Source organism: Brevibacillus jepli (assembly GCF_047229145.1).
GTDB lineage: Bacteria > Bacillota > Bacilli > Brevibacillales > Brevibacillaceae > Brevibacillus.
Genome location: NZ_JBFEFW010000059.1, coordinates 1 through 10,862 on the forward strand (window position 1 = coordinate 1; position 10,862 = coordinate 10,862).

The window sequence follows — 10,862 nt, forward strand, 5'->3', positions numbered from 1 at the left end:
ACCATTCCAAGACCCAGCATACAGGAGGCGCTTTTTTCTTTCAAAGCTCAAATTTCTTCATTACAGGAATGGCTCCTTATTTGCCTTCAGCAAGGAACTGTTCGATTCGGGCTTTAATGGAATCACGAACGGTACGGAATTTTGCCATGATTTCATCCTCGGTTCCCGTAGCTTTCGCGGGATCATCAAAACCCCAGTGCCATTTTACTGCGTTCTTGTTGGGGATCATCGGGCAATGCTCATCGGCATGACCGCAAAGCGTAATCACATAATCAGCACGAGCGAGGGTTTCTGGATCAATCACATCGGATGTTTGACTGCTGATGTCTACACCGGCTTCTTTCATTACCTGTACGGCGCGGGGATTCAGCCCATGTGCTTCCAGACCGGCACTTTTTACTTCATAACGGTCACTGCCTAATGCTTTCAGGAAGCCTTCTGCAATCTGACTGCGGCAAGAGTTTCCGGTGCACAGAAAGTACACGAGTGGTTTTTTTTCCATGTGTTTCAATCTCCTTTACGATGTTATCGATGTCGGTTATTAGGCAACAATTTGCAACCACAAATAGAGTCCCACCAGCGTGATAAACAGCGTCGGGATCGTCAGAACGATTCCGGTTTTGAAGTATTTTCCCCATGTAATGGTTACATCTTTACGGGATAAGACATGCAACCAGAGCAGTGTCGCCAGTGAGCCAATGGGGGTAATTTTCGGACCCAAGTCGCTGCCGATTACGTTGGCGTACACCAATGCTTCCCGGATGACGCCGGACGTCTGTGTCCCCTGAATGGCCAGCGCGTCAATCATGACGGTGGGCATGTTGTTCATGATGGAAGACAGGACTGCGGACAAGAAACCCATGCCAACCGTTGCGGCAAACAGTCCCTGATTGGCAAAAGTTTGGATCAACTGCCCCAACATGTCGGTCAGACCGACATTACGCAAGCCATACACGACAACGTACATCCCAATGGAAAAAACAACAATCGCCCAGGGGGCTTCTTTAATGATACGTTTTGTCTCAATGGCCTTACTCCTTTGTGCAGCCAACATAAAGATGATGGCTGCCACTCCTGCTGTAACCGAAACCGGAATGGCGACGATTTCGTTCATCAGGTAGCCTGTAAGTAGGATAGCCAGAATGACCCAGGACAACCGGAACAGGCGAACGTCTTTTAACGCTTCATGGGGTTGTTTCAGTTGGGATAGATCGTACTGCTTGGGAATATCTTTTCGGAAGTACAAGTACAGGACAAGTAAACTGGCTCCCAGTGAGAAGAAGTTAGGAACAATCATGCGTGACGCATATTCAACGAATCCAATGTCAAAGTAATCGGCAGAAACGATGTTGACCAGATTGCTGACGATAAGCGGTAACGAAGTGGTATCCGCAATAAACCCACTGGCCATGATAAAGGGAAGAATCATCTTGTCTGGAAACTTCAATGCCCTCACTTGCGCAAGAACAATCGGCGTAAGAATCAGCGCTGCTCCATCATTGGCGAAAAAGGCTGCAACGGCGGCTCCCAAGAGAACCACATACACGAACATCAGTCGGCCGTTTCCTTTTGCTAACCGCGCCATATGCAAGGCTGACCACTCAAAAAAGCCGATGTCGTCTAAAATCAACGAAATCAAGATAATAGCCACAAAGGCAAGCGTCGCGTTCCATACAATGCCGGTTACCGTAACAACATCTGTAATACTTACCACGCCAAACAACAAAGCCAAGATCGCTCCGCCCGTTGCGGACCAACCAATGTTCAGTCCCTTCGGTTGCCAAATGACGAAGGTCAACGTCACGGCGAAGATCAGAAAGGCACTCCAGATGGCAAACATGATCTCTCTCCCATCTTTTTTCTATTCGCAGGTCACCAGGAGACCCTGCTCTCCCAGTTTCTCAAATTCATGGGAGTAATCGGGCAGGTTGCCCAATGCATGACATACTTGTTCATACCGTTCTTGGTTGATAGAATAAAAGACCCATTGCCCCTTTCTTGTTTCAATCACCAGGTCTGCACTTTTTAGACGGCTCATGTGTTTAGACACAGCCGGTTGGGAAATCCCAAAGATGGGGACCAGTTCGCAGACACAACAGCTGCGGGTATTTAACAAGGCGATGATTTTTAGCCTTGTCGGGTCAGCTAATGCTTTCAATGCATTGACTAATGTCTTCGTGTCCATGTCCAATCTCACACCCTCCTCTCTCGACACAATATTATTATAACCATATGGTTATTTCAATATGAAAAACGGCTTTCCCCCAAGTTTGGGCATTCTTGATTCCAAGTTCACTTTATTATGTGATATCGATCAAATTTTTTTCTTGATAATTTTTTAGTTGCATTTTGCAAATAAAACGTATATAACTTAAGCAGAGGTGATTTTCCATGGAAAACCTTCGAGAACTATTCCAAATCATGACCCGCCGTTTCGGATTTCTCAATAAATACTGCTGCATCTCAGGCGGCCGGGAGATTTCCTTGATTCAAAGCCACATTTTATATGAAATCGAACGGCAGCACAAACCATCCATGCAACAAGTATCAGAAGCGTTGGGGACAGACATTACAACGTTTAGCCGGCAGATCCAAACGTTGATGAAAATGAATCTGGTGAAAAAAACACCCGATCCGGAAGATCGACGGGTACATATCCTTTCCCTTACACCAGAGGGAAAAGAAGTGGCCGCGACAATCGATCAGCAGATGAACGCTTACTTGGATGAAATCTTTTCGCATATGAACGAGTTTGAAAAAGAGACTGTCATTCGTTCCATTAAGTTGTTGAATGAGGCGATGGCCAAAACCGACAAGTGTTGTACTACTCCCTTGGGGTAGTTTCTTTTCAACATAATACTTGCATTTTGCAAATAAAAAGACAAGGGTGATGATCATGTTTTGGGATGTATTGGAAAGTTTCTTCTCGATTGCCATTGAGTTAACCCTTTTATTTGTGGCAATTTCGCTCCTGATTAATCTGATTCAAGGATTTATTCCTTATGACAAATTGAATCAGTACTTATCAGGCAAAAACACTGTCTTGGGCGCGCTGGCAGCTCTGCTCTTTGCTTTTGTCACGCCGTTTTGCTCTTGCTCCACCATTCCCGTTGTCGTGAACCTATTGAATAAGAAAATTCGTTTTGGCATCGTGATGGTGTTTTTGTTCTCCTCCCCTGTCCTTGACCCGACCATTATCACGCTGATGGGCGCCATGCTGGGTGTCAAAGTAGCTGTAGCCTATACCGTGATTACCTCTGTATTGTCGGTCATGATCGGTTTTACCCTTGAAAAGCTTGGATTCGAAAAGGCTGTGAAGCGAGTGGTTATGACCGGTTTTGAAGAAAAAACGAACACATTCAGTTGGAAAGCAGCTTGGTCGGAGACGGTAGGGCTAATGAAAACCGTCTACCCCTATCTGATCATTGGCGCGGCTATTGGATCGGTCATTCATGGCGTGGTTCCAACTGAATGGATCTCCTCTATGTTTGGCGGTAACCAGTGGTGGTTGGTTCCTGTGGCTGCAGCCATTGGAATTCCGTTATACGTTCGTCTGTCGATGATGATTCCCATGTCCCAGATCCTGATTGCCAAAGGCATGGCAATTGCACCGGTCATGGCCTTGATGATCAGTTCTGCCGGAGCCAGTTTGCCTGAAGTAACACTGTTGAATACCATCTTTCAGAAGCGATTGGTTGCTGCTTTCGTGGCTTCTGTTATGATGATGGCTACCCTATCCGGCTTCCTGTTTTACTTCATTTAAAGGAGGTGATATCTATGGGTTTGTTGAAAAAAATCTTTGGTAAGCAAGGATCTTGCTGCGATGTGAAGATTGAAGAAGTGAAAAGCGACAAAGAATCGTGCTGTAATGTAAATATTGAAGAAGTGAAAAGCGACAAAGAATCGTGCTGTAATGTAAATATTGAAGAAGTGAAGAACGACAAAGAGAACTGCTGTGATCAAAAATAAAGAAACAGGATTTTGGGGGAAAGGCCATGAAACAGGTTACGATTCGGAAAGCTCAGCATCACGATCTGGGGTCCATCCTTCACATCTATAACCAGGGAATTGAGGACCGGATTGCCACGTTGGAGTTGGATACAAAAGACTTAACTTATATGGACAACTGGTTTCAAGAACATCAAGGTCGATATACCGTACTTGTTGCTGAAGTGGAGGGATCAGTTGTAGGATGGGCCTCCTTGAACCGTTATTCTCATCGTTGTGCCTATAACGGCGTAGCTGACCTTTCCGTCTATGTAGATCGCCGTGTACGAGGCCGTGGGGTGGGTAACCATTTACTCGAAGCATTAGAAACAGAGGCGAAAAACAACGGATTCTATAAAATCGTTCTCTTTACATTCCCCTTCAATGGCCTCGGGCAGGGACTATATCGAAAGAGGGGCTTCCGGGAAGTCGGCGTGTTTGAAAAGCAGGGCATTCTGGACGGCCAGTTCGTTGACGTGATGGCGATGGAAAAAATCTTATAGCTCCTAATGCTATCGGCTCTTCATGTTGAGGAGCCTTCTTTTTTTACTAATCAAATGGATAGAAATTTTCCAGTTAGAAGTTTCGTATCAAAAACATCCCCCCAATAATAACATGCAAGTCCGGATATCAAGGTCTACACGCTGAATCGCCTTGAAATAAGGGCGCTTTTTACCATTCCCTTTTACTTTTCTTCAACCCCATCTTTTCTGCAACCATCGTTCCAAACAAAAAGAGGTTACCCTTCGGATCAAATTCATTGTCCCGACGTAACCTCTTAGTCACTTTACACAGTTATTCTTTTACCCTTAGTAAGCGTAATCCGTTCAACGTAACGATAAGAGTCGCTCCCATGTCGGCAAAGATGGCAAGCCACAGTGTGAGCCATCCTGGAACAATTAACAGTAGTGCTACCAGCTTAATTAAAAGCGAGAAAGCAATGTTTTGTTTGATGATACTGAGTGTTTTTCGACTCAAATTAATTGTAAACGGCAGTTTGGTCAAGTCGTCGGCCATTAGTGCGATATCGGCTGTTTCTAGAGCCGTATCGGTTCCGGCACCACCCATGGCGATCCCTACATCAGCAGTGGCAAGTGCCGGCGCGTCGTTGACACCATCGCCCACCATTGCTACTTTCCCATGTGCTTTCAGCTGTTTAATGGCCTCCAGCTTATGCTCAGGCATCAGTTCCGCCTTTACCTCATGAATTCCAATCCGTTTTCCAATTGCCTCCCCGGTTGCACGGTTATCCCCTGTAAGCATAACGGTTTTCGTTATACCCAACTCTCGAAGTTTTTGAATTACGTTTTTACTGCTTTCCCGGACTTCGTCGGCAACGGCAATTAGGGCAAGTATCTCATTTTCCGTTCCGAGTACCATAACCGTTTTTCCTTGTTTTTGCAAACCTTCGATTTCGGCTTTTATTTTTTCGGTTAGGTTCGAAGTATTCAACTCGGAAAACAAATTCGGACTGCCGATGTAGTACAGTTCCCCTTTTACTTTTGCCTTTACCCCTTTACCAGTAATGGATCGGAACTCTTCTACTTCGGATGACAAATCGACGTTTTCGTTTTCAGCTTTGCGGATAATTGCTGAAGCCAGTGGATGTTGGGACCCTTTTTCGATGACGGCTGCAATAGCCAACAATTCATTTTTCTCTTGACCACCATAGGTGATAAAGTCCGTAACCACTGGTACCCCTTTCGTCAAAGTTCCTGTTTTATCAAAAGCGATTGCAGACAATCGTCCTGCTTCCTCCAAATGAATGCCACCCTTAATCAAGACACCGTTCTTTGCGGCATTCCCAATGGCAGTGACAATCGATACAGGTGTGGAGATCACCAGCGCGCACGGACATCCTACCACTAGTAACGCCAATCCTCGGTAGATCCACTCACCCCAACCGCCTCCAAGTAGAAGCGGAGGAACAACAGCAATGCCCAGTGCTAAGATCATAATCGCTGGCGTGTAATACTTTGCAAATCGGTCAACGAATGCTTGAGACGGAGCGCGTTCCGCTTGCGCTTCTTCCACCAAATGAATAATCTTGGAGATCGTCGTATCCTCAACCCGTTTTGTTACTTTGACTTCAAGAAGCCCCTCTTCGTTTAGCGTACCTGCGAACACTTCATCACCAACGGTTTTTGTGACAGGTACAGATTCCCCTGTAATAGCAGCTTGATTGATGGTGGATGTTCCTTTGATTACAACCCCATCCATGGCAAGTTTCTGCCCTGGTTTGACGATCATAATGTCGCCCACTTGGATGTCGTCCACATGAACCATTAGCTCTTCGCTACCACGACGGATTAACGCTTCTTTCGGAGCGATGTCCATCAACGAACGAATGGATTGTCGAGCTTTTTCCATGGAGTAACGCTCCAATACTTCACTGATCGCAAAGAGGATGACTACTGTTGCTCCTTCACCCCATTCACCAATCGCCGCCGCCCCTAATATGGCTACGGTCATGAGAGTGTTCATATCGAACTGGAGACGGAACAAGTTTTTAATCCCTTTAATGAAAAGCTCATAGCCGCCGATGAGAATGGAAGCAGCATAGACTACAGCAGTAAGGACATGTTCTTCCCCGAATTGCTGACCCAACAGGTATCCAAAGAGTAGAAGGACAGCTGAAAGCACTACTTTACCGTGCGCTTTCCAGAACGGTTCTTTCTTTTCTTCAACCCGTTCACTTTCGGGTATAATCTTCAGATTTTCAAATGCCCCTGCTTTTTCTAGTTCCTCGACAGTTGCTTCTCCAAAAACAGTTACCTTCGAAGCTCCAAAGTTCACTTGTGCCTCTTGAACGCCAGGCAGGTTTTTGACGTTCTTCTCGAAGATGGCTGCACAGTTGGTGCAGGTAAAACCTTGAACCCGATAGACCTTTTTTTGCTCTGCATTACTTCCCATGGGTCACGACCTCCTGACTATGTGTCGAAGCAATTTGAACAAGCTGTCGTACATGTTCATCTTCCAACGAGTAGAAAACCAATTTCCCTTCCTTGCGATATTTTGCTAATCCCAATTCTTTTAACATCCGCAAATGATGGGAAGCCGTTGCCATCGAAGACCCGATGATGTTGGCTACATCACATACGCAGAGTTCATCTTCTTGGCATAACGCGAACGCTATCTTCATGCGTGTTTCATCCGCTAATACCTTAAACATCTTTGCCATAGTTGGGATGTCTTGTTGACCAAGAGTCTCTTGGACACGACGAACCTTGGATTCGTCATAACAATAAATTTCACATGTATCTTTTTCTTTCATGAAATCACCTCCGACAATCAAACCATCGTTTGATCATTATTATCATAAACCATTATCCTTATACATTCAAATGAACTTTTGAATGTATGTGTGCATAAATTAAAAAGCTGTTAGGATTTACCTAACAGCATCTAATTACTTTTAAGTGAATTATGTACAATCTCATCAAGATATAGGCAGAACAAATCGACTTGCAGCAAACATGTTATCTATCCTATCTTACTCTCCAGCTTATTGACTCCCTTCTTTCCCACGCCTCCAGCAATGTGATGTCGTCCGGGGCTGGATCGCATCCACTCGATACTCTTTTCCCGAGCCAACGCGGCCAGTACCTCCATCACGCCGCTACGACTGCGCCCGGTTTTTACGCACAGCTCATCCACTGTCGGCGTGCGCCGACGACCAACGGAAAAGTTGGCGATAATGCGCAAAACCTTTCGCTCGATGTCAGACAGCATGGAAGCTCACTCCCAATGATGCGAACATTTGTTTGTATTATATGCGAACAAGGACGAACATGCAAATAAAAAATCTCCACATTAGTGGAGCATCGGTAAGTTATTTTCCCTGGGGTCTAACAGTTTTGGAGACCATCCAGGTCCACCGTCAAGAAACATCGGCGTGCCTCTTTCTCCCCAATCGAATTGAACTCATCCGGCGCAGCTGTCTGCTTTCCAGTCTGGGCCGCTTTCGGCAACGAGAAGGACACCACTCCGTCTCGATCTGGCCGAGGTCGCCTTTTATTGGTTGCCACGCGCTGTCGTTATCAACCGATCAAAGAGCAGACGCCCTTCTTCATTCCTCGGGTCCTGCGTCGCCCGTTTCCGTTACCAGCGATCCGCCCGCAACTGTCATCCAGGCGACGAACTACATGCAGTCTTTCCGGTGCCCTGGCAAGGCCTCATATCAGAGAATTTACCGAATCGAAAACACCAGTTTTCTGCCTTCCTTCTCGATCTTGACTCTCTCTGAATGCTTCAGCGCCTTTTGGAGAATCATGTACGGATTCGCCCATTCGACTGCCCGACGTTTTTGCAGCTCCCCGTATAGTTCTGTCAGTGTCAGCGGTTCCGCCGCTTCCTCCAAAATCGTTTCTACCTTCCTAGCTATTCCCGGATAATCATGATGCTGATACGGCTTTCGAGCTTTACTCGCTCGCTTTGTCGGTATCTCATGGAGAACCGCCGATCCACTTGTTGTTTCTCCTTGCCGATCATCCTTGCTGGAAGGTACACCATACTGCTCGTCCAACTCACGGATTCGGTGCAAAAGCTGCTTGATCTCCTCCCCCAGTTCTTTGTCTCGTTCCATATACTCTCTTCTTAGAGATAGTCGTTGCTCAAGCAGAGATTGCAATGTCATATGTAGTGCCTGACGTTCGTTATATGTTGTGGACATACTCGACTCCTTTATGATTGTTTTTTTGAGTAATTTGATATCTTCAATATTTTTTCCTGCAATTCTTACCGCTGCAGACCTCATTAACACTACCGCGTAACATCCAGATGAACCGAAACAATTTCCCACAAGTACTACATTTTCTTTACAAACACAAAAAAAGAGTGCCCATTTCTGGACACTCTCACCCATCTTGAATCCTTTCCCCACGCATATACATTTTCTTTGCGTGAAAGAATGTCACGTGCGTAGACAAGGTTCTCTCCCCAAACAGTTCATTTAGATAACCTGCCACTGCTTGCGCCGCGAACCTGTTGGTAATTAACCGCTGCGGCTCGGACGAGATTACCTGTGAGCACGCCATTTCAGAAGGAGCGATCTCGTCCTCATCCTCCAATATGTCCGGAAAGCTGCCGGCCACCGGTTCCAGAAACGTTTTTCCGTTCAATCTCAATCCGGCTACTACTTGTCCTGTCCATCCAGTATTCGCGTGACGCTGCTTCTCCTCCTCCGTCCACTCTTCTCGTGGTCGGCGGTCACGAGGAACCCAGGCAGCTTCCACTCCCACATCGATGTAGAGCAGCTTTTCTTGACTGAGAAAGTAACTGTGCATGACCTGGCGTGTGTAGTTGTTATCTACTGCGCCGATCAAAATCGGAAGAAAAAACGTGTCCCAACTGTAACAGCCTCGATAATCCGTAAACTGAAACAATCGGTCTAACGTTCTTTCATCCTCAATGTACCGTTCATCAAAAGCGGCGATCGGCACTTGATAATGGCTGCGGTACCGGTTAGCCAGTACCGCAGCTTTCTTCTGTCCGACATCCTTTGGTATAAAGAGTTGATTGGACAAATTCTTTTGTTCTACCGTATCCGGATCGGCCACCAGATAAAACCCCTGTACCTTGAATATGTTCATCATTTGGGCACATTGCTGCAGAATATACCCTCCATTGGCGCCGGCGCCGATCTGTACGATGTAGTAAAAAATCTTCTCCCGTTCGTCAAACCGTATCATCGTTTTCTGCTCCTTTCACGGACACTTGAGGAAAGTCCAGGTTCGTCGGAGACTCCAACGGTGATTCAAAGACAATATGGGGATTGATGATCAGATACTCCCCGTCCAGACACGTCCTCACCAGAATTTGCGGGAAGAAATCCAGCACCCTTCCCACAACCGCATAGAGGATCGGCGCCTGCTCAGATCGATCATCTTGGGAAGAAAAGTAGGCTTCCATCGTATGGTGAGAGTGGATTTCCATCACTTTCACGACGTTTTCCACGTAAGCTACTTGCTCAGTTGGTTCACACATGTCTCTGCTCACAATCTGTGCCGGTATCACCAGTCGATACCCTTCTTCTCCCCAGTAAATCTCTCCATGAACCTCAGCGCCATATGTCCGGGCGAAGTGGCGGGCGACAACCAAAAACTGCGTCAGAATCCCCCAGGGAATCCTGGGGTATTTTAGACGCACACCTTCTACCAACGTCGGAACACTAGGAACCTTCCGAGCCCTTTTGCAGATCGTTAACGCTTCTGTTTCGCGGATATGGTACATATGACCATCAGCTCCGGGAACGTACATGTTGGACCGGCGGTTTGCCACAGCATCCTCCAGCTTCAGATAGATACCATGTCGGCGTTCCAAGAGCATGCCGCTTCCTTTCTTTCGTGCGGTTAGAACAGGGATAATCATATTCTTTTCCTTAATGAATGTCATCGTTGTTAACTCTTCAGTTAGTTCGCCAAAGTCGTTCTCCAACCGCTTCCGCACGTCTTCGCCAGTAATGTTCCTCAACTTCACTTCGATATTTTCTTCCCCGATTTGTTCATCAGTTGGAGAACTGTTTGGAAGACCATTTGTAATTTCTTCAGGTGTAAAGTAATCGGTCAGAGGAATGTTCTCCCCGCCATACCGGATGATCGTCTCGGTGTTTAGTTCCCATGTTTCCGGTTCACTTTTCGTGACAGATACAGCCGTTTTCTTTTGGTCCTTGGAAGCTATCCGTGATTTAGTGGCTGCCGTCGTCCTTTTGCCCTTTCCTGTGTCCTGGATGGCCTCCGGTTCCCCTTCTCCCAAAAAGCTGAACAAGGTTTCTTGATACAGTTTGTCAGTCATGTTTTCATTCCTCCCACTATAAAGTAATGTTTTCTCCTGTTTTCTCGCTCATTCTCTGTTTTTTAACTTTGACATCTTAAAGC

General features: G+C 46.3%; 13 protein-coding genes. 4 read left to right on the forward strand and 9 right to left on the reverse strand.

The window, feature by feature from the left end; genetic code table 11:
- Positions 1-76 precede the first annotated feature (76 nt).
- From arsC to AB1L17_RS30770, 3 genes are read right to left on the reverse strand one after another with little or no spacing between them, the layout of a single operon-like run.
- Positions 77-502: an arsenate reductase (thioredoxin) gene (gene arsC, locus AB1L17_RS30760; protein ID WP_122905067.1), complete on the reverse strand. Its 426-nt coding sequence runs from the start codon at positions 500-502 to the stop codon at positions 77-79.
- 39 nt (positions 503-541) lie between these two features.
- Positions 542-1,840, reverse strand: a complete 1,299-nt coding sequence (locus AB1L17_RS30765) for an arsenic transporter (protein WP_412848753.1) — start codon at positions 1,838-1,840, stop codon at positions 542-544.
- A 21-nt stretch (positions 1,841-1,861) separates the two neighbouring features.
- On the reverse strand, positions 1,862-2,185 hold the full coding sequence (locus tag AB1L17_RS30770) for an ArsR/SmtB family transcription factor (RefSeq protein WP_412848754.1): 324 nt from the start codon (positions 2,183-2,185) through the stop codon (positions 1,862-1,864).
- Between the two features lie 206 nt (positions 2,186-2,391).
- On the opposite strand from AB1L17_RS30770, the gene AB1L17_RS30775 reads away from it, so the two are divergent.
- Genes AB1L17_RS30775 through AB1L17_RS30790 form a run of 4 tightly spaced genes read left to right on the forward strand, consistent with a single transcriptional unit; the run spans position 2,392 to position 4,490 of the window.
- Complete coding sequence (locus AB1L17_RS30775) at positions 2,392-2,841, forward strand: MarR family winged helix-turn-helix transcriptional regulator (RefSeq protein ID WP_122905065.1); 450 nt, start codon at positions 2,392-2,394, stop codon at positions 2,839-2,841.
- Positions 2,842-2,896: 55 nt separating this feature from the next.
- Positions 2,897-3,763, forward strand: a complete 867-nt coding sequence (locus AB1L17_RS30780) for a permease (RefSeq protein ID WP_204519544.1) — start codon at positions 2,897-2,899, stop codon at positions 3,761-3,763.
- Positions 3,764-3,777: 14 nt separating this feature from the next.
- Entirely contained in the window at positions 3,778-3,969 is a 192-nt protein-coding gene (locus AB1L17_RS30785) for a hypothetical protein (protein ID WP_204519545.1), read from the forward strand.
- Positions 3,970-3,995: 26 nt separating this feature from the next.
- Complete coding sequence (locus tag AB1L17_RS30790; protein ID WP_238504412.1) at positions 3,996-4,490, forward strand: arsinothricin resistance N-acetyltransferase ArsN1 family A; 495 nt, start codon at positions 3,996-3,998, stop codon at positions 4,488-4,490.
- 292 nt (positions 4,491-4,782) lie between these two features.
- Here the strand turns inward: AB1L17_RS30790 and AB1L17_RS30795 are convergent, their stop codons facing one another.
- The 6 genes from AB1L17_RS30795 to AB1L17_RS30820 all read right to left on the reverse strand — a co-directional run bounded on the left by AB1L17_RS30795 (position 4,783) and on the right by AB1L17_RS30820 (position 10,779).
- Positions 4,783-6,900, reverse strand: a complete 2,118-nt coding sequence (locus AB1L17_RS30795; protein ID WP_204519547.1) for a heavy metal translocating P-type ATPase — start codon at positions 6,898-6,900, stop codon at positions 4,783-4,785.
- Positions 6,890-7,261, reverse strand: coding sequence for an ArsR/SmtB family transcription factor (locus AB1L17_RS30800; RefSeq protein ID WP_122905062.1), 372 nt, complete (start codon positions 7,259-7,261; stop codon positions 6,890-6,892). Before AB1L17_RS30800 ends, AB1L17_RS30795 begins: the two co-directional genes overlap by 11 nt.
- Positions 7,262-7,470: 209 nt before the next feature.
- Positions 7,471-7,719 (reverse strand): LexA family transcriptional regulator, encoded by a 249-nt coding sequence (locus tag AB1L17_RS30805; RefSeq protein WP_238504249.1) that lies wholly within the window; start codon positions 7,717-7,719, stop codon positions 7,471-7,473.
- 457 nt (positions 7,720-8,176) lie between these two features.
- Positions 8,177-8,659, reverse strand: coding sequence for a Rok-like winged helix domain-containing protein (locus AB1L17_RS30810; protein ID WP_412848752.1), 483 nt, complete (start codon positions 8,657-8,659; stop codon positions 8,177-8,179).
- Positions 8,660-8,843: 184 nt separating this feature from the next.
- On the reverse strand, positions 8,844-9,677 hold the full coding sequence (locus AB1L17_RS30815) for a ThiF family adenylyltransferase (protein ID WP_412848751.1): 834 nt from the start codon (positions 9,675-9,677) through the stop codon (positions 8,844-8,846).
- Positions 9,664-10,779, reverse strand: coding sequence for a Mov34/MPN/PAD-1 family protein (locus AB1L17_RS30820; RefSeq protein ID WP_412848750.1), 1,116 nt, complete (start codon positions 10,777-10,779; stop codon positions 9,664-9,666). The genes AB1L17_RS30815 and AB1L17_RS30820 overlap by 14 nt, the downstream gene beginning before the upstream one ends.
- Positions 10,780-10,862: the final 83 nt, after the last annotated feature.

What these genes read in the sequence shown, in the direction of transcription:
- AB1L17_RS30805 (WP_238504249.1), bottom strand. Translation starts at nt 7,719, where the DNA reads ATGCTGTCTGACATCGAGCGAAAGGTTTTGCGCATTATCGCCAACTTT.
- AB1L17_RS30810 (WP_412848752.1), bottom strand. Translation starts at nt 8,659, where the DNA reads ATGTCCACAACATATAACGAACGTCAGGCACTACATATGACATTGCAA.
- AB1L17_RS30780 (WP_204519544.1), top strand. Translation starts at nt 2,897, where the DNA reads ATGTTTTGGGATGTATTGGAAAGTTTCTTCTCGATTGCCATTGAGTTA.
- AB1L17_RS30815 (WP_412848751.1), bottom strand. Translation starts at nt 9,677, where the DNA reads ATGATACGGTTTGACGAACGGGAGAAGATTTTTTACTACATCGTACAG.
- AB1L17_RS30820 (WP_412848750.1), bottom strand. Translation starts at nt 10,779, where the DNA reads ATGACTGACAAACTGTATCAAGAAACCTTGTTCAGCTTTTTGGGAGAA.
- AB1L17_RS30790 (WP_238504412.1), top strand. Translation starts at nt 3,996, where the DNA reads ATGAAACAGGTTACGATTCGGAAAGCTCAGCATCACGATCTGGGGTCC.
- AB1L17_RS30770 (WP_412848754.1), bottom strand. Translation starts at nt 2,185, where the DNA reads ATGGACACGAAGACATTAGTCAATGCATTGAAAGCATTAGCTGACCCG.
- AB1L17_RS30765 (WP_412848753.1), bottom strand. Translation starts at nt 1,840, where the DNA reads ATGTTTGCCATCTGGAGTGCCTTTCTGATCTTCGCCGTGACGTTGACC.
- AB1L17_RS30795 (WP_204519547.1), bottom strand. Translation starts at nt 6,900, where the DNA reads ATGGGAAGTAATGCAGAGCAAAAAAAGGTCTATCGGGTTCAAGGTTTT.
- AB1L17_RS30800 (WP_122905062.1), bottom strand. Translation starts at nt 7,261, where the DNA reads ATGAAAGAAAAAGATACATGTGAAATTTATTGTTATGACGAATCCAAG.
- arsC (WP_122905067.1), bottom strand. Translation starts at nt 502, where the DNA reads ATGGAAAAAAAACCACTCGTGTACTTTCTGTGCACCGGAAACTCTTGC.
- AB1L17_RS30775 (WP_122905065.1), top strand. Translation starts at nt 2,392, where the DNA reads ATGGAAAACCTTCGAGAACTATTCCAAATCATGACCCGCCGTTTCGGA.
- AB1L17_RS30785 (WP_204519545.1), top strand. Translation starts at nt 3,778, where the DNA reads ATGGGTTTGTTGAAAAAAATCTTTGGTAAGCAAGGATCTTGCTGCGAT.